The sequence below is a fragment of the Massilia putida genome (assembly GCF_001941825.1).
Lineage (GTDB): Bacteria > Pseudomonadota > Gammaproteobacteria > Burkholderiales > Burkholderiaceae_D > Telluria > Telluria putida.
Map to the genome: position 1 here is coordinate 4,700,388 of NZ_CP019038.1, position 16,241 is coordinate 4,716,628.

17 protein-coding genes and 1 tRNA gene are annotated in these 16,241 nt (G+C 64.9%); 4 read left to right on the top strand and 14 right to left on the bottom strand.

Translation table 11 applies throughout. The annotated features are described in order from the left end of the window. Position 1: 1 nt before the first annotated feature. Both BVG12_RS23085 and BVG12_RS23095 read right to left on the bottom strand, forming a co-directional pair. Positions 2–2,146, bottom strand: coding sequence for an alkaline phosphatase family protein (locus BVG12_RS23085; protein ID WP_229503692.1), 2,145 nt, complete (start codon positions 2,144–2,146; stop codon positions 2–4). A gap of 157 nt (positions 2,147–2,303) precedes the next feature. Next, positions 2,304–3,980 carry a GH39 family glycosyl hydrolase gene (locus BVG12_RS23095; RefSeq protein WP_075794443.1) on the bottom strand — a complete coding sequence of 559 codons (1,677 nt, stop codon included), beginning with the start codon at positions 3,978–3,980 and terminating at the stop codon, positions 2,304–2,306. Between the two features lie 116 nt (positions 3,981–4,096). On the opposite strand from BVG12_RS23095, the gene BVG12_RS23100 reads away from it, so the two are divergent. After that, positions 4,097–5,023 carry an extracellular catalytic domain type 1 short-chain-length polyhydroxyalkanoate depolymerase gene (locus BVG12_RS23100; RefSeq protein WP_075794444.1) on the top strand — a complete coding sequence of 309 codons (927 nt, stop codon included), beginning with the start codon at positions 4,097–4,099 and terminating at the stop codon, positions 5,021–5,023. Here BVG12_RS23100 and BVG12_RS23105 read toward each other — a convergent pair whose 3' ends face one another. From BVG12_RS23105 to BVG12_RS23125, 5 genes are all read right to left on the bottom strand, one after another. Then, the gene (locus tag BVG12_RS23105; protein WP_075794445.1) at positions 5,024–5,368 is read right to left on the bottom strand and encodes a zinc ribbon domain-containing protein YjdM; all 345 of its coding nucleotides are present in this window, start codon (positions 5,366–5,368) and stop codon (positions 5,024–5,026) included. It lies immediately after the preceding gene. A 12-nt stretch (positions 5,369–5,380) separates the two neighbouring features. Continuing rightward, a complete protein-coding gene (locus BVG12_RS23110; RefSeq protein ID WP_075794446.1) occupies positions 5,381–7,597 on the bottom strand; it encodes an OsmC domain/YcaO domain-containing protein in 2,217 nt (738 codons plus the stop codon). Positions 7,598–7,727: 130 nt separating this feature from the next. Continuing rightward, positions 7,728–7,803: transfer RNA gene (locus BVG12_RS23115), tRNA-Phe, on the bottom strand. 55 nt (positions 7,804–7,858) lie between these two features. After that, positions 7,859–8,347 carry an acyl-CoA thioesterase gene (locus BVG12_RS23120; protein ID WP_075794447.1) on the bottom strand — a complete coding sequence of 163 codons (489 nt, stop codon included), beginning with the start codon at positions 8,345–8,347 and terminating at the stop codon, positions 7,859–7,861. Positions 8,348–8,351: 4 nt separating this feature from the next. Next, positions 8,352–8,669 (bottom strand): hypothetical protein, encoded by a 318-nt coding sequence (locus tag BVG12_RS23125; protein WP_075794448.1) that lies wholly within the window; start codon positions 8,667–8,669, stop codon positions 8,352–8,354. Between the two features lie 130 nt (positions 8,670–8,799). On the opposite strand from BVG12_RS23125, the gene BVG12_RS23130 reads away from it, so the two are divergent. Next, the gene (locus BVG12_RS23130; RefSeq protein WP_075794449.1) at positions 8,800–9,495 is read left to right on the top strand and encodes an alpha/beta fold hydrolase; all 696 of its coding nucleotides are present in this window, start codon (positions 8,800–8,802) and stop codon (positions 9,493–9,495) included. On the opposite strand, the gene BVG12_RS23135 is transcribed toward BVG12_RS23130, so the two are convergent. The 5 genes from BVG12_RS23135 to BVG12_RS23155 form a co-directional block, all read right to left on the bottom strand. After that, on the bottom strand, positions 9,492–9,959 hold the full coding sequence (locus BVG12_RS23135; protein WP_075794450.1) for a DUF4214 domain-containing protein: 468 nt from the start codon (positions 9,957–9,959) through the stop codon (positions 9,492–9,494). The genes BVG12_RS23130 and BVG12_RS23135 overlap by 4 nt on opposite strands. Positions 9,960–9,992: 33 nt before the next feature. Next, a complete protein-coding gene (locus BVG12_RS23140) occupies positions 9,993–11,447 on the bottom strand; it encodes a catalase (RefSeq protein WP_075794451.1) in 1,455 nt (484 codons plus the stop codon). Between the two features lie 215 nt (positions 11,448–11,662). Continuing rightward, positions 11,663–12,091, bottom strand: coding sequence for an organic hydroperoxide resistance protein (locus BVG12_RS23145; RefSeq protein ID WP_075794452.1), 429 nt, complete (start codon positions 12,089–12,091; stop codon positions 11,663–11,665). A gap of 46 nt (positions 12,092–12,137) precedes the next feature. After that, on the bottom strand, positions 12,138–12,587 hold the full coding sequence (locus tag BVG12_RS23150; RefSeq protein ID WP_075794453.1) for a MarR family winged helix-turn-helix transcriptional regulator: 450 nt from the start codon (positions 12,585–12,587) through the stop codon (positions 12,138–12,140). Positions 12,588–12,659: 72 nt separating this feature from the next. Next, positions 12,660–13,541 carry a CAP domain-containing protein gene (locus BVG12_RS23155; protein WP_229503693.1) on the bottom strand — a complete coding sequence of 294 codons (882 nt, stop codon included), beginning with the start codon at positions 13,539–13,541 and terminating at the stop codon, positions 12,660–12,662. 109 nt (positions 13,542–13,650) lie between these two features. Here BVG12_RS23155 and BVG12_RS23160 point away from each other — a divergent pair, with 109 nt between their 5' ends. Then, positions 13,651–14,094 carry a hypothetical protein gene (locus tag BVG12_RS23160; RefSeq protein ID WP_075794454.1) on the top strand — a complete coding sequence of 148 codons (444 nt, stop codon included), beginning with the start codon at positions 13,651–13,653 and terminating at the stop codon, positions 14,092–14,094. On the opposite strand, the gene BVG12_RS23165 is transcribed toward BVG12_RS23160, so the two are convergent. After that, the gene (locus BVG12_RS23165) at positions 14,083–14,526 is read right to left on the bottom strand and encodes a nuclear transport factor 2 family protein (protein ID WP_075794455.1); all 444 of its coding nucleotides are present in this window, start codon (positions 14,524–14,526) and stop codon (positions 14,083–14,085) included. The two genes, BVG12_RS23160 and BVG12_RS23165, sit on opposite strands and share 12 nt — an antisense overlap. A 150-nt stretch (positions 14,527–14,676) precedes the next feature. On the opposite strand from BVG12_RS23165, the gene BVG12_RS23170 reads away from it, so the two are divergent. Then, positions 14,677–15,840: a branched-chain amino acid ABC transporter substrate-binding protein gene (locus BVG12_RS23170; protein WP_075794456.1), complete on the top strand. Its 1,164-nt coding sequence runs from the start codon at positions 14,677–14,679 to the stop codon at positions 15,838–15,840. Here the strand turns inward: BVG12_RS23170 and BVG12_RS23175 are convergent. Beyond that, positions 15,837–16,211, bottom strand: coding sequence for a COG4315 family predicted lipoprotein (locus tag BVG12_RS23175; RefSeq protein WP_075794457.1), 375 nt, complete (start codon positions 16,209–16,211; stop codon positions 15,837–15,839). The two genes, BVG12_RS23170 and BVG12_RS23175, sit on opposite strands and share 4 nt — an antisense overlap. Positions 16,212–16,241 lie beyond the last annotated feature (30 nt).

The window sequence follows — 16,241 nt, forward strand, 5'->3', positions numbered from 1 at the left end:
ATCAGTTGCGCACCGCACGGGCCGAGTCGAAGTAGCGGTACGACTTGCCGCCCACGGTCAGGTCTTTCACCGACAGCTCGACGTTGTATGTGCCCTTGGTCAGTGCCGTGTCCTTCGCGGCGCCGGTCGGGTCCGTCGGCAGTTCGAACGTGAGGCCGGTGGCGGCGGCGGCCGGGGTCACGGTCGACGGCGTCACGGTCGGCACGTCCTTGGTGGCCGGCGATGCCAGGCCTTCGTTCAGCACGCGGCCGTCGGCCTGCGGCATGGATAGGCCGAGCAGGTAGGCGACGGTCGGCGCCACGTCGACGTTGCCGGACGGCGTCGTGACGACTTTATTGGACAGGAACGAGGGGCCGTTGGCGATCAGCGTGTTGTGCACGTCCGAAATGCCGAAGCTGCCGTGCATGCCGCGCTGGCCGCCGACGCTTTCGAACTCGATGCCCGGCATGCCCTGCACCGACGTGTTGTAATCCCAGTTGAAGGATACGACGACGTCCGGCTGGCCATTGTTCTGGCGTTTGGCGTTTTCCAGGTTCACCTGCGCCAGCGGCAGCGTGCCCGGGATGTTGCCGTAGCGGCTGTCGACGAAGATCGCGCCGTATTCCTCGCGCTGCTGCAGGACCGTCACCAGCTTCTGGACGGTGGCCGCGTCATGGCCCGGTACATAGAAATAGTCGGACCCGCCGTTCGCGGCGACGACGATGCCGTTGGCCGGCAGGTTGCCCGGTGCCGGCACCTTGAAGCTGGCGACCGGTTTCGTCAGACCCGCGCTGATGGCCTGGTACTTGGCGTTGGCGCTGCCGCACAGGGTGCCGGTCGTGTCGACGTTGACGGGGATGACGGGCTTGCCGTCGGCGGTGAGGCCGTACATGGCGCTCGTCGAGCAGCCCGCGCCGTCATAGGCCGCGAAGCCGCGGTAGGTCAGCAGGTCGGCCGAGCGCACGTCGCCCGAGAACGAGAAGCCGTTCGGATCGGGCGCGCCGATCGCCGCGCCGCTGACGCCACCGGTCGGGAGCGTGGTCGACGCCGTGATGGCGCGCAGCGGGAAGGTCGACACCGGACCCGAGACGCTCGAGTGGCCGTGGTCGGAGACGACGACGATATTGGTCGAGTTGTCCATGCCGTTGGCACGCAGCGCGGCGATCAGCTCGCCCAGGCGCGCGTCCTGCGAGCGCAGGCCGGCCTTCATGTTGGCGCTGCCAGGGCCGTAGCCGTGTTCGACGTTGTCCGGCGTGCGGAACCAGATCAGCGACAGCATCGGCTTCTTCTGCGGCAGGATGTATTGCGTGTACACCGACATCATGTACTTGTTGGCCGCGTCTTCCGGCGCGCCCTGCGTGGTGTCGGCCGAATCGCGCGCGGCGACGGTCACTTTGCCGTTGGGGTCGTACGCCGTGGTGTTGAACGTGACATAGCCTGCACGCGCCGTCGGGTTGCCGTTGTTGGCGGCGAGCGTGACGGCATCGGCACCGGAATAATTCTTGACGACGTTGACCGGCAGGGCGATGCCCGCGCCTTGCAGCTCGGTGACGAGGCTGCGCGGCTGCACCGTGTTCTCGTCGAGGAAGACGCCGCCCTTGCCCAGGTCCTGCAGGTACGCCGCGCCCGTCTTGCCGATCGTGGCCGTCGTCAGACCGGCCGCCTGGGCGGTGGCGAACAGGCTCTTCACGAGCAGCAGCTGGCCGCCGTAGTAATCGTTCAGCGTCGTCAGCACCGCGTAGTCTTCGGTGAACACGGGGTCCTGGTAATCCTGGGCCGCGCCGCCGGCGCCGCTGCCGGCCGGGATCGTGTTGGCGCTGCCTTGCGGCGGCGTCCAGAACGTGTTGCCGTAGAAGCCGCTGGTTTTCGGGAACGAACCCGTCGCGAACGACGATGCGTTCATCATCGTGAAGGTCGGGTAGGTCGAGTGGTTGTCGCTGAAATTGACGCCGCTCTGGCGCAGCGCGTACAGGTTCGGGGTGTCCGTCGCGTTGACGGAATCGGGGCGCAGGCCGTCCCACACCATGATGATCGTGCGGGTTGCGGTCGGGGTCGCCGGGGCTGCCGGGGTGGTGGACGCGACGGTGGTGCCGTCGCTGTCGCTGCCGCACGCGGCCAGCAGGATGCCGAGCGCGAGCGGGGTAATGAAGGTCTTTGCTAACCTCACGAGAATCTCCTGGTCAGAATCGGAAGTACGCGATCGATGGGATCGGGTCGCGCACAGGATCGTCCAGGGGAGTGACAGGTTCGTGACAAAAATGGCAATGGCCACGTTCTGTTACAAAGTTAATGTCCCGGTAATGTTAGTGGCCGCTCACGGCAAATCAGTAGGTTAGCGTAACCAGCGACACCGCCTGCCGCGGCAACTGCATCCTGACCGTGGCGGTGCCGTCCCGCGTCGCCACCGTCGTCGCCTCCACTTGTGCCAACTCGCTTGCCTTTTGCAACTCGGCTATCTGCGGTGCCGTCGGATGCGCTGGGGAGCCCATGCGCTTCCAGGCGGCGTACGAATTGCTGTGGTCCTGGTCGATGCGGTAATGCCGCAGTTGCACCTGTTTGGCGGGAATGCCGGCGATGCGAAGCTCGACGGGGGAGCCGGCGTCGATGACGTCGTCGTCGTGGTAATTCCAGACCATGACGGCGATATGGTGCGCGTCCTTCGCCGCCAGCGCGTCGATGTCGGTGCGCGCGCCGCGCACGCCGGCGGCCTGGATGCGCGCCGCGTCGTAGGCCTGGTCGCCCGTCACCGCCACGCGGTCGCCGCGCATCATGCCGAGCATGCGGAACACGTTCAGCACCGGCTTGTTGACGCCGTTGGTCGCCAGGTCGCGGAAGCCCGCGAACCAGGGCTGGTCCTCGAATTCGAACGACCAGTTCACCGCGCCGATCAGGTTGACGCCGCGCCGTGCGGCCAGGTCGTACTCGCGCGCGATCGAGGCGGCCGTGTAGCTCGCGTACAGCGTGCCGTTGCGGTAGGCGTTTTCCGGATTGGTCTGCATGCCGCAGGCGGCGCAGCCTTCCGGGTCGGATTCGCCGATGATGACGGGGATGTTTTTCAATTCCGGATGTTGTTCGACGAGCGCGAAGCCTTCGTCGAGGTGGCGGAAATGCGTGTCCATGCCCATCCGCACGACGCCGTCGACCACCTTCGGCGCGCCCTTGGCGTGGAAGGCGACGAAGTCCAGCGGCGTGCCGGTCTTGCCGGTCGCGTAGTTGGTCTCGTGCAGGCAGTGGCGCAGGAAGTCGTCCATGAAGCGCCCCGCGACGGCCGTGTGCGGACCGCCGATGCGCGCCGTCGGCAGCGCGCGTTTCACCGCATCGGCCGCGTAGTCGTACATCTTGAAGTATTCATGTTTAACGTCGGGCGCGATCAGGTAGAAGCCGTCCGGCTCGTTCCACACTTCCCAATACCAGCTCTCGACTTCCTTCTGCCCGTAGCGCGCGACGCTGTGCTTGACCCATTGGTAGATCAGCTCCGACCACTTGCCGTAGTCCTTCGGCGGCGTGGCCCAGCCGGTCATGATCTCCTGGTAGGGCGTGCCGGGCTTCCAGTGATGGCGATACGGCTGCGGGCGCTGCGACAGCGCTTCCGGCATGAAGCCGATCTGCGCCAGCGGCTTCATGCCGCGTTCGATATACGTGTCGAAGATGCGGTCGACGATGGTCCAGTCGTAGACCGGCCTGCCGTCCCTGTCTTCGCTGTACATATTCGTCGAGCCCCATTTGAGCGCGTAGCTGCCGTCGCCGGACGTCATGAGGTTGTGCGCGCGGACGTACACCGGGACCGGGCTCAGGGCGGCGATGTCGCTCAGCAGCTTTTTACCGTTAGGCGCCGTCGTGTAATTCGGTTCGTCGTAGCCGAACCAGGCCCAGATCGGCGTCATGGGACCCTTGACCTGCGCGGCGTCGATGGCGAGTTTGACGGGGGACGGCGTCGTGGATTGGGCAACGCACAGCGGCGCCGCGGCCGCAAGGAGGAGGGCGGCGAGATGTCTCTTCATTTTTTGTTCTCGTGGATCGGACCGATGGCATGATGCTAGGCTGAACCACGGCGAGCGTCCAATGACGGATTGTGCGCCGGTCATACCGAATCGGATATCACCTGAAGGGATTGCCCATGAAGCTGCGCTACCACGTCGTGTCGTACTGCCTTATCGCGTCCGCGCTGCCGGCTGCCGCGCAGACGCAGCAGATCCGGGTGCAGGGCCGCAACGTGCTGGTCCACGTGCCCGCCGGGTATGATCCAGGCCGTCCTGCGCCGCTGGTGCTGGCTTTTCATGGCGGCGGCGGCAGTGCGGGCTTCATGGCCGACGATAGCCGATACGGCCTGCAACGCCAGGCCGACCAGGGCGGATTCATCGTCGCCTTCCCCAACGGCGCGAGCAGGCTGCCCGGCGGCCGGTTGGCGACCTGGAACGCGGGTGCGTGCTGCGGCTACGCGCGCGACCAGGACAGCGACGACGTCGGCTTTGCACGCGCCGTCGTCAACGCGATCGAGGCGCGCTATGCCGTCGATGCCGGCCGCGTGTTCGCAACGGGAATGAGCAATGGCGGCATGTTCGCCCACCGTCTTGCGTGCGAGGCGGCGGACGTGTTCCGGGCCGTCGCCTCGGTCGCAGGCACCGATGCCACCACGCGTTGCAGCCCGTCGCGTCCCGTCTCCGTGCTCCATATCCACGCCCGCGACGACGACCACGTGCGGTTCGATGGCGGTGCCGGTCCCGGTGCATTCCGCGACCCGCATAGCGTGATGGATTTTATGTCGGTGCCGGAGACGATTGCGCGCTGGGTCCAGCGCGACCAGTGCAGCGGCGGCCCGCAGCGTGTGCTGCAAGTGCCGGGCGCCTGGTGCGACGCCTACAGGAATTGCGCCGGCGGCGCCCAGGTCCAACTCTGCGTGACGGACACCGGCGGCCATTCGTGGCCTGGCGCCGACCGCGTACGACCGGGCAAGGAAGCGGCATCGACGGCGCTGGACGCGAGCGCGGCGATATGGCGGTTCTTCGATAGCCAGCCGCCGCGTCCCGCCGGGGCGCCGCGCTGATCAGCTCTTGCGAACGAATTCCGACTTCAGGCTCATCGCGCCGAAGCCGTCGATCTTGCAGTCGAGGTCGTGATCGCCGTCGACGAGGCGGATGTTCTTGACCTTGGTGCCTTGCTTGACGACGCCGCCGCCGCCTTTCAGCTTGAGGTCCTTGATAACGGTGACGGTGTCGCCGTCCTGCAGCACGTTGCCGGCCGCGTCGCGCCACACGCGCGCCGCCTCGTCCGCGGCCGCTGCGGCCTTGACCGGCCATTCATGCGCGCATTCGGGGCAGACGTAGTTGCCCGAGCCGTCCTCGTAGGTCAGCGCCGAACCGCAGGCGGGGCAGGGGGGAAAGGTCGTCATGACGCCATGCCTTTACTCGTTGGTCTGGTTGGACGCGGCAGCCGCCCTGGCCCGCGCGATGTGCAGTTTTTTGTAGCTGTCGATCAGGCGGTGGTGCCTGTCGAGGCCTTCCAGCTTCATGCTCGTCGGCGTCAAGCCGAAGAAGCGCACGCTGCCGTCGACCGAGCCCAGCACGGCGTCCATCCGGGGATTGCCATACATCCGGCGGAAATTGACCACGTAATCGTCCAGTTCCAGGTCGTCATCGAGCACCACTTCCAGCACGACATTCAAGGCCTGATAAAACAATCGGCGCTCGACGGTATTGTCGTTGTACTGCAGGAAGGCGCCCACCAGATCGTGCGCATCCTCGAATTGCCGCAAGGCGAGGTGAATCAGCAGTTTCAACTCGAGAACGGTCAGTTGTCCCCACTCCGTATTCTCGTCAAATTCGATGCCGATCAGGGTGGCGATGTCGGAATACTCATCCAGTTCATTGTTCTCCAGACGCTCGAGCAGCGCGGCCAGGGCCGCATCGTCCAGGCGATGCAGGTTCAGGATATCGGCGCGGAACAATAATGCCTTGTTGGTGTTATCCCAGACCAGATCCTCGACCGGGTAGATTTCCGAATAGCCGGGCACCAAAATCCGGCAGGCGACGGCGCCCAGCTGGTCGTACACCGCCATGTACACTTCCTTGCCCATGTCTTCGAGAATGCCGAGCAAGGTCGCGGCCTCCTCGGCATTGGCATTTTCGCCCTGGGCAGTAAAGTCCCACTCGACGAAATCGAAATCGGCTTTGGCGCTGAAGAATCGCCACGACACCACGCCGCTGGAATCGATGAAGTGCTCGACAAAGTTATTGGGCTCAGTCACGGCATTGCTGGCAAAGGTCGGCTGAGGCAAATCGTTCAGGCCTTCGAAACTGCGGCCTTGCATCAATTCCGTCAGGCTCCGCTCCAGCGCCACTTCGAAGCTGGGGTGCGCGCCGAACGAGGCAAAGACACCGCCCGTCTTCGGGTTCATCAAGGTAACGCACATGACCGGATAGGTGCCGCCCAGCGACGCGTCCTTGACCAGCACCGGAAAACCCTGCTCTTCCAAGCCCTGAATGCCGGCCAGGATGCCAGGGTATTTCGCCAGCACGTCGTGCGGCACATCGGGCAGTGCCAGTTCACCTTCCAGAATTTCGCGCTTGACCGCCCGTTCGAAGATTTCGGAGAGGCATTGCACCTGCGCTTCGGCCAGCGTATTGCCGGCACTCATGCCATTGCTGGCATACAGGTTTTCGATCAGGTTCGATGGAAAATACACGACCTCGCCGTCCGAATGCCGCACGTACGGAAGCGACACGATGCCGCGCTCCACATTGCCCGAGTTGGTGTCGACCAGGTGCGAGCCACGCAGCTCGCCGTCGGGATCGTAAATGTCCAGGCAATACGCGTCGAGAATCCCGGCCGGCAGCGCGTCGTCGGGACCAGGCTGGAACCAGCGTTCGTCCGGGTAATGCACGAACGGCGCGTTGGCGATGTCCTCGCCCCAGAAGGCGCCGGCATAGAAATGGTTGTTGCTCAGGCGCTCGATATACTCGCCCAAGGCCGACGCCAGCGCGCTTTCCTTGGTCGATCCCTTGCCGTTGGTGAAACACATCGGCGAATGCGCGTCGCGGATGTGCAGCGACCAGACGTTCGGCACGATATTGCGCCACGACGCGATTTCGATCTTGATGCCCAAGCTCGCCAACAAGCCCGACATATTCGCGATCGTCTGCTCCAGGGGCAGATCCTTGCCCGGGATATAGGTACGCGATCCGGCATCCGGCTGTAATGTCAGCAATGCCTGGGCATCGGCGTCGAGATTCTCGACCTCTTCGATGACGAACTCGGGGCCGGTCTGCACCACCTTTTTCACCGTGCAGCGGTCGATGGAGCGCAAAATGCCCTGGCGGTCTTTGTCGGAAATATCCGGCGGCAGCTCGACCTGGATCTTGAAAATCTGCTGGTAACGGTTTTCCGGATCGACAATATTATTCTGCGACAGCCGGATATTTTCGGTCGGAATATTGCGGGTGTCGCAATACAGCTTCACAAAATATGCCGCGCACAAAGCCGACGAGGCCAGAAAATAATCGAAAGGGCCCGGCGCCGAGCCATCGCCTTTATAGCGGATCGGCTGGTCGGCCACCACCGTGAAATCATCGAACTTGGCTTCAAGACGGAGCTTATCGAGAAAGTTGACTTTAATTTCCATGGAGGAATTCCAAATAGGACGCTGGCTGGACAGGTGGACGATTTGACCGGGGCTGGACCGAATGCAAAGTTCGGACGCTGGAAACAGAAACGCCAACCAGTGAGGGTCGGCGTTGTGTGAGGCATGTTCTTGGTGGCCCGGGGCGGAATCGAACCACCGACACAAGGATTTTCAATCCTCTGCTCTACCAACTGAGCTACCAGGCCAAGGCGGCGCAGTATAGCACGGGTTACGCGAAATCCATAATTTTTGTGTAGGCGCTCAGTTCTGCCGGCCGGCGGCCCGTTCCTCGTGCTGGCGGTCGAGCGCCAGGCGCAGCTCCTTGCGGGCCTTGGCTTCCTCGTAGCGGCGCTGCTCGTCCGGCCCGAACGGGCGCAGCGGCGGGACGGGGACCGGTTGCTTGTCGTCGCCCACGGCCACCATCGTGAAGAAGCAGCTGTTCACGTGGCGCACCTGCTGCGTGCGGATGTTCTCGGCCACGACCTTGATGCCGATTTCCATCGACGTGCGGCCCGTGTAGTTCACGGCGGCCAGGAACGTCACCAGCTCGCCCACGTGGATGGGCTGGCGGAACGTCACCTGGTCGACGCTCATCGTCACGACATAGGTGCCGGCATAGCGGCTGGCGCAAGCGTAGGCCACCTGGTCGAGCAGTTTCAGGATGTTCCCGCCGTGCACGTTACCGGAAAAATTCGCGGTATCCGGGGTCATCAGGACCGTCATGGTGAGTTGGTGGGCAGGCAGGTTCATGGCGTCATGCGTAAAGATGAAGGATAGGGACGATGTTGCCTGAGAAACCCATTTGCGGCAACCGCCCCCTGCTGACGGTCGGTTCCGGATCGGCGGAACGCGCGATGGAGCCGGTGCGCTTGGCGGCGACCGAGGTGTTCAGGAGCCAGCCGGCCATCAGGCGCTCCTTGACGAGCGGCCGTTGGGTGAGTGCCTGGGTGTCGTCCGACAGGACTTGCAGGCGCCGGACGGCGATGGCCGTCGCGAGGAACGATCGCGCGACGACGACAGCGAACGCGAACCGGAGCTGGTTGCGCACGCTGGAGGTGGCGGATGGTTTCATGGGGTTCCTTGGTTTCTCGGAAGCAAGAGCCAATGAAAATCGTATCGGGGCCGGTCCACCTTGAGGCGACTCAGGACAGTGCGTTATATGTCGGTTCGCCTATCCGGCGCGGGTGAGCTACGATGCGCGGATGGCTATTCTTCTTGTCCCCGGCTTCATGGCCGACGAAACCTTGTGGGACGACATGGTGCCGGCGCTGGCGCGCTTCGGCCCGGTCGTCCATGCCGACCTGCGCCACGACACGTCGGTCGAGGCGATGGCGCGCCGCGTGCTCGAGACGGCGCCAGCAAACTTCCTGCTCGTGGGGTTTTCGATGGGCGGCTACGTCGCCCGCGCGATCGCGCGCCAGGCGCCCGACCGCGTGCAGGCGCTCGTGCTGATCTCGACGTCCACCCGCGGCGACACGGCCGCACTGCAACGGCGCAAGGGCGCGATCGGGAACGCGGCGCCGTCCATCGCGTTCAGTGGCCTGAGCCGCACGGCTGTCGCCACGTCGCTGCATCCGAAGCAGCGCGACAACGAGGCGCTGATCGAGCGGATCCGCGCGATGGGCATGCGTCTCGGCGGCGACGTGTTCCGGCGCCAGTCGCTGCTGGACCGGCCGGGCGACCTCGCACGGTCCGGCGAGATCCGCTGCCCGACACTCGTCGTGGCGGCCGCGGACGACCAGCTGCGCAGCCTGGCGGAAGCGCAGGAGATGACGGCCGCCATCCCCGGCGCCACGCTGGCCGTCATCGAGGACACGGGCCACATGATCCCGATCGAGGCGCCGCAGCGCCTGTTGGACGTAATCGTGCCGTGGCTCGCGGCGCAGGCCGACGGCTAGCCCTGCCAGGGCGTGAACAGGATCCCGCTCGCGATCAGCTCCGCCACCGCATCCTTGTTCTCGGCGCTTTCGCTGAACGCGGCCAGCACGTCCGACAGGCCCGCCTGCCTGTTGTCGAGGACGTGCAGCCAGTAGTCGTATCCCGCCTGTTCCGGCGTGCGGTGCAGCACGTTGTGGTACAGCCGGCTCACGATGTCGGCATTGCTCGCGCCGCCGTACATGTCGTTGAATTCCTTCGACGTCGAGAAGCCCGCCGCCAGGTCTTGCACGGACGAGCCCTTGTCCATCGCGCCGATCCAGAAGCCGAGGCCGGGCAGGTCCGGCGTGCGGTCGAAGGCGGCGCGGTAGAAGCGGTAGGCTTGGCCGGCGGCGCCGTCCGTGTCTGTTTGTAATGTCCAGAAACCCTTTAAAATGAAAGACTTAATGTGATTTTTGGTGAGAATCCGGAATGAAAAGCGGGCCACAGCAATGCCGTCCGGCCCGTCGGTATGAACGTCTTATGCTTTGTTCTGCAACCGGCGAATCGCCTCCGCCACTCCCTGGCCATACGCCGGATCCGCTTTCAGGAAGTGCCCGATCTGGCGATCCTGGGTAGCAGCGTCCGCACCGGACAGCGACCCGGCGATGTTGTCGATCAGGTTGCGCCTGCCTTCGTCGGTCAGCAGACGGAACAGGTTGCCGGCCTGCGTGAAGTGATCGTCGATGGCGCGGGTGTCGTAGCGCCCCGCGGCGCCTTCCAGCTGCCAGCCGGCGTCGCCGTGGCCGAACCCGCCGGCGGCGGGGATGTCGGCGCGGACCGGATCATAGTTCGCGGCCGCGCCGCCGTTGGCGATCGCCATCGCGCCGTCGCGCTGCTGGTTGTGGAACGGGCAGCGCGGGCGGTTCACCGGCAGATGCTGGTGGTTCGTGCCGACGCGGTACAGCTGGGCGTCGTGGTAGGCGAACAGGCGCGCCTGCAGCATCTTGTCCGGGCTGTAGCCCATGCCTGGCACGATGTTCGACGGCGACAGGGCGGCCTGCTCGACGTCGGCATGGTAGTTGTCCGGATTGCGGTTCAGTTCCAGGATGCCGACCGGGAGGCGCGGGAATTCGCCCTGCGGCCACACCTTGGTCAGATCGAACGCGTCCCAGCCTGTCTTCGCTTCCCAGGCGGCGCGCTGCGCGTCGTCCATGACCTGGATCTCCACGCTCCAGCGCGGGAAGTCGCCCTTGGCGATGGCGTTGAACAGGTCGCGCTGGGCGTAGTCCGGATCGACGCCGGCCAGGCGCTGCGCTTCGCTTGCGGTCAGGTTTTTGATGCCCTGCAAGGTCTTAAAGTGCCACTTGACCCACACACGTTCGCCCGCGTCATTGATCAGGCTATAGGTGTGGCTGCCGAAGCCGTCCATGTGGCGGTAGCCGTCCGGAGTGCCACGGTCGGAGAACAGGATCGTCACCTGGTGCAGGCTTTCCGGCGCACGGCTCCAGAAGTCCCACACGTTTTGCGCGGATTTCAGGTTGGTTTGCGGGTCGCGCTTCTGGGTGTGGATGAAGTCGGGGAACTTGATGCCGTCCTTCAGGAAGAACGTCGGCGTGTTGTTGCCCACCAGATCCCAGTTGCCTTCCTCGGTGTAGAAGCGCACGGCGAAACCGCGCGGATCGCGTTCCGTGTCGGCCGAACCCTTTTCGCCGCCGACGGTGGAGAAACGCAGGAACGTCTCCGTCTGCTTGCCGACGGCCGCGAACAGCTTGGCCTTCGTGAACTTGCTGATGTCGTGGGTGACGGTGAAGGTGCCGTAGGCCCCCGATCCTTTCGCGTGCACGACGCGCTCGGGGATGCGTTCGCGGTTGAAATGCTGCAGTTTCTCGATCAGGTGGAAGTCCTGCAGCAGCACGGGGCCGCGCGGGCCGGCCGTGATCGAATTCTGGTTGTCGTCGACGGGGATGCCGGAGGCGGTGGTCAAATGGGTCATGGCGGCTCTCTCAATGGTTAGGCTATCGATGATTTAAATTCGATAGCCGAGGTCTATTCGTGACCATGGTAGAGCCTGACTGGCATTCGTGCAAACTATCTGTTTATATGGATCTAATAGAAAAAACAAATCGTTATGCCGCAGCTGATTAAACACCGGGGTCAGAGCCCGATTTTGAGAAATTTCCCAAAATCGGGCTCTGACCCCGGTTTGCGTTAGATCAGGCTCAGCTTGACGTCAATATTGCCGCGGGTTGCGTTCGAGTACGGGCACACGATGTGGGCCGACTCCACCAGGTCCTGCGCCACGGCGCGGTCCAGGCCCGGCAGGCTCACGGCCAGTTCCACGGCCAGGCCGAAACCGTTGGGGATCGGCCCGATCGAGACGCTGGCGTCGATCGCTGCGTCGGCCGGCACGGCCACTTTCTTCTGGCCGGCGACGAATTTGATCGCGCCCATGAAGCAGGCCGAGTAGCCTGCAGCGAACAGTTGTTCCGGGTTGGTGGCGTCGCCTTTGCCGCCCATTTCTTTCGGCGGAGCCAGTTTCACTTCCAGCAGGCCGTCGTCGCTGCGGGATTGGCCTTCGCGGCCGCCGGTCGTGTGTGCCTTGGCGGTGTACAGGACTTTATCGAGTTTGGTGGTCATCGCATTACCTTTCAGTGGTTGAGTTCGTACTGCACATAAATCGCTTTTACGTCGCGCCGGCGAGCTTGTCGCGCATGGCCTTGATCTCGCCGACGAGTCTTACCAGTTCTTGCACGTCGCAACCGGTGGCGCCCAGGATGCACGCCGGGATGCCGGCCGCTTGTTCCTTCAGCGCCCGCGCCCGGCCGGTCAGCCGGATCACGACGCGGCGTTCGTCCGCCGGATCGCGGGAGCGGTCGACCAGGCCTTGCGCCTCGAGCCGCTTCAGCAGCGGGGTCAATGTCCCGGAATCGAGGTACAGCCGCTCGCCGATGTCCGACACCGTGAGGCCGTCGCGCTCCCACAGCACCAGCAGCACCAGGTACTGCGGATACGTCACGCCCAGCTTGTCCAGATGCGGCTTGTACACCTTCGTCATCGCCAGCGATGCCGAGTGGAGTGCGAAGCACAACTGGTTGTCGAGCAGGAGAGCAGCGTTTGCGTCGTTCGTTTCCATGGGGTGAACTATAGCGCGCAATCCAATTGCGCACAATATGTTATTTTTTATGAAGCCTATAGCCGGAATCAATTAACGTGGAGCGCCGAACACTTGCGTCCAGTACGCGGTGCGGTTGCGGTTCTGCGGATTGATCGCGTAGGCCGCGCCCATTTCCGTGAAGGCGGGATTCATGATGTTGGCGCAGTGGCCCGGGCTGTCCAGCCACGATGCGACGGCTTCGTCGACCGTGCGCTGGCCCGACGCGATGTTCTCGCCCACGCGCACCCAACGGTAGCCGGCGGCCGTCGCGCGGTCGGCGGGCAGGCTGCCGTCCGGCTGCTTGTGATTGAAATAGTGTTTCTGCGCCATGTCGGTGCTGTGTGCGAGCGCGGCCTGGCCCAGCAGCGGGTTCCACTTGAGCGGTCCGGCGGGGCCGAACGCCTGTGTCCCGCACGTGCGCGGCCGGGCGCGCGCGGCGTTCACGAGCGCGAGGATGTCTTGTCCCGCATCCGGCCAGTCCGGCAGCGGGGGAATCACGACGGGCTGCGCCAGTACGACTTGCCACTCGTTGCCGATGTGCGCCGTGCCGATCGCGGTGAATGCCGCGGCACGCAGCGTGCGGCAATATGTTTGGCCGATGACTTCCATCGCCGCGCGCGCGTCCGGCGGCCCCGTGACCGTGATCGCTTCGGCATGCGCCGCTTCGTAGCCGGCGTTCCGCAAGGCCGACTCGAGAAAGGTGCCGGGACCGATGCGGATACGGGACAGCGCCGGCTCGACGGCCAGCGGCCCGGCAGCCGCGGCGGGCCGGCCGTCGCAATCGCCGGGTGCGGCACGCCAGGCATTGATGAGGTTGGCGAGCTCGTCCGCGTGCGCGGGCGCGGCGGCCGCGGCCAGCACGGCGATGAACGGGACGAGGCGGATGAAGTCGGGCATGGCATGGTAGATGGGGATGCCCTTGGCACCGGGCAAGGGTGCTTTGGCACCGCAAGCCTACACAACCGTGGACACCATGAGCTGGACGGCATCCTTGCCGCCACGCCGGTCGACACGTGGAAGTCGTACTTCACGTTCGAGCGCGATGATTTCGCGCGCGGCCGGCACCGCACGCGGGGTCCGGAACCGGGCCGAGCGGAACCGCCAAGTCGCCGCCGGCTCGACACCGCATGCGATGACACTGAACAAGCCGTTCAATCGCATCGGGTATTCGGATCCGGACCGGCCGGATCTCGAGGGCCGGCCATGGCGGCGCACCATCCACCGCGGCGCCCATGCACAGCCCTGCGCGAACCTGGCCGACGCGTGGTCCCGCTACCATGTCTACGACGCGTTCGGCGTGAAGCCGGGCGACAGGATGTACCTGGCGCCGGGGCAGCGCGTCGTCTTCTGGTCAGCGCAACCGCCGGTAGGGTGGACGGCTGCGCCACTCCGGCGGCTTGTCGCAGACCCTCGAGCCGTCCGCGCGGCGATACGCGGCAGCCGCGTGGCCGCGCACGCGAAAGAGGGCGGCCCCTCAATGACGTAGCGCCATCGCGGCGGCCATCTGGTCCGGCCGGTCGGGGCGGAAGGCGCGCTCGGCCGGCGCCGTGTCGAACAGCGCCTCGACACGGACGAATTTACCGTCGCGCATGGTGAAGACATGGACCCACGGGCTGTCGTAGCTGCGCCCGGTGGACTTGACCAGCCACGTGGCCTCGCCGAGGACCACGACCTTGTCGTTTTCCGCGATGACGTCCTTGATGACGAAGCGCGTGGGCTGCATGGCCGCGCCCAGTTCCGAGAAGAAGCGCGCGACTTCCGCCTTGCCATGGAAGCTGCCGGCGAAGGGCAGGGCTTCCGCGTCGGGGCCGATCCACACGGCGTCGTCGTGTGCGTAGGCCATCATGGCGGGAATGTCGCCGTTCTGAAACAGCCGGTAGCCTTCCATGACGATCCGTTTGTTGTCTTGTGCGTCCATGTCCCTCTCCGTGTGGTTGTCGCGCGGCGAAGCCGCTTCATGCAGCCTAGCCCTCCGGAGCGGGAAGTCAAGCGTGGTCGGTGACTTTTGGTTGTCGTAAGCGGGGCCGCTGGGCATTACAATCAGGACATCACCCTGAAGGAATAGCCCATGCGTCTGATCTGCTTCGCCACCTTGTTCTCGCTGGCCGTCGTCCCGGCCGCCCACGCCCAATCGCAAGTGAAAATCGGCAGCGCGTCGCCGCTGTCCGGCCCCAGCGCGCACCAGGGCAAGGACATCGAGAACGGCGCCCGCCTGGCGATCGACGACTTGAATGCGCAGGGGGCGGCGATTGGCGGCAAGAAGGTCAAGTGGGTCTTGCTGGCGGAGGACGACGGCAGCGATCCGAAGCTCGGCACGGCCGTCGCGCAAAAACTCGTCGATGCCGGCGTCGTCGCCGTCGTCGGGCACCTGAATTCCGGCACGACGGTGCCGGCCTCGAAGATCTACAACAGCGCCGGCATCCCGCAGATCTCGCCGGCCGCCACCACGCCGCTGTACACGCACCAGGGCTACAAGACGGCATTTCGCATCGTCGCCAACGACGACCTCGTGGGCCGCGTGCTCGCGAATTATTCGATCAACACCCTGAAGGCGAAAAAGATCGCCATCATCGACGACCGCACCGCGTTCGGCCAGGGCCTGGCCGACCAGTTCGCGAAGGACGTCAAGCGGATTGGCGGCGCGGAGATCGTCAGCCGCCAGTTCACCAACGACCGTGCGACGGATTTCAATGCGATCCTCACGCAGATCCGCGCGCGCCGTCCGGACGTGATCTTCTACGGCGGCATGGATGCCACGGCCGGTCCGATGCTCAAGCAGATGCAGGCGCTGGGCATCGACGCGAAATTCGTGTCGGGCGACGGCGTGTGCTCGGAAAAGCTGCCGCAGCTGGCGGGAAGCGCGCTCGGCGACGACAAGGTGATCTGCGTGGTGGCGGGCGGCGTCGACGCGCCGCTGGAAGCGGGCATGGCGGCCTTCTCGGCGCGCTACAAGACGCGCTACGGCATGGCGTTCCAGACGTACGCGCCGTACGCCTACGACGCGACGATGGCATTCGCCGCCGCCATGCGCGCGGCCGGATCGTCCGACCCGGCGACGTTTTTGCCGGCGCTCGCCAAGATCAAGTACCAGGGCATCACGGGCACCATCGCCTTCGATGCGAACGGCGACCTGCGCGACGCCGCGCTCACGCTGTACACCTACCGCCATGGCCAGCTGACCAAGCTGCGGGTCGTGCGCGACAGTGTGGACGGCGCGCGTCCTGGCCGTTAATCCGTCACGACGTGCCAGACGTTCATCTTCTTGTCGCCTTCGCGCTCGCCGGCCTTTTTATCCTTGATGTACGTGTACAGCGGCTTGCCGTGGTAGGCGAGCTGCTTGGTGCCGTCGTCGCGCACGATCGCCGAATAGGGCTCGGACAGCGGCGCGTCGCCCGCCTTCACGGCCGGCCAGTTTTCCGCGCACTGGCCCTTGCAGGCGCTCTTGCCGCTGCCGGCGACGTCCTTGTCGAAGGTGTACACGGTCATGCCGTGGGCGTCGACGAGGATGCCGTCGACTTTCTTGACCGGGGCCGGATCGGCGGCATGGGCGGACAGGGCGAACAGCGCGGACAGGCAGGCGATACCAAGGTTGACAGCTTTCATGGGAGCTCTCCTTTGAAGACATCGGTTGTC

Bases quoted from the DNA above. Each gene is read 5' to 3' on its own strand.
- BVG12_RS23105 (WP_075794445.1), bottom strand. From the start codon at position 5,368: ATGACGACCTTTCCCCCCTGCCCCGCCTGCGGTTCGGCGCTGACCTAC.
- BVG12_RS23100 (WP_075794444.1), top strand. From the start codon at position 4,097: ATGAAGCTGCGCTACCACGTCGTGTCGTACTGCCTTATCGCGTCCGCG.
- BVG12_RS23145 (WP_075794452.1), bottom strand. From the start codon at position 12,091: ATGACCACCAAACTCGATAAAGTCCTGTACACCGCCAAGGCACACACG.
- BVG12_RS23175 (WP_075794457.1), bottom strand. From the start codon at position 16,211: ATGAAAGCTGTCAACCTTGGTATCGCCTGCCTGTCCGCGCTGTTCGCC.
- BVG12_RS23160 (WP_075794454.1), top strand. From the start codon at position 13,651: ATGATTTCGCGCGCGGCCGGCACCGCACGCGGGGTCCGGAACCGGGCC.
- BVG12_RS23125 (WP_075794448.1), bottom strand. From the start codon at position 8,669: ATGAAACCATCCGCCACCTCCAGCGTGCGCAACCAGCTCCGGTTCGCG.
- BVG12_RS23170 (WP_075794456.1), top strand. From the start codon at position 14,677: ATGCGTCTGATCTGCTTCGCCACCTTGTTCTCGCTGGCCGTCGTCCCG.
- BVG12_RS23165 (WP_075794455.1), bottom strand. From the start codon at position 14,526: ATGGACGCACAAGACAACAAACGGATCGTCATGGAAGGCTACCGGCTG.
- BVG12_RS23140 (WP_075794451.1), bottom strand. From the start codon at position 11,447: ATGACCCATTTGACCACCGCCTCCGGCATCCCCGTCGACGACAACCAG.
- BVG12_RS23120 (WP_075794447.1), bottom strand. From the start codon at position 8,347: ATGAACCTGCCTGCCCACCAACTCACCATGACGGTCCTGATGACCCCG.
- BVG12_RS23150 (WP_075794453.1), bottom strand. From the start codon at position 12,587: ATGGAAACGAACGACGCAAACGCTGCTCTCCTGCTCGACAACCAGTTG.
- BVG12_RS23095 (WP_075794443.1), bottom strand. From the start codon at position 3,980: ATGAAGAGACATCTCGCCGCCCTCCTCCTTGCGGCCGCGGCGCCGCTG.
- BVG12_RS23110 (WP_075794446.1), bottom strand. From the start codon at position 7,597: ATGGAAATTAAAGTCAACTTTCTCGATAAGCTCCGTCTTGAAGCCAAG.
- BVG12_RS23130 (WP_075794449.1), top strand. From the start codon at position 8,800: ATGGCTATTCTTCTTGTCCCCGGCTTCATGGCCGACGAAACCTTGTGG.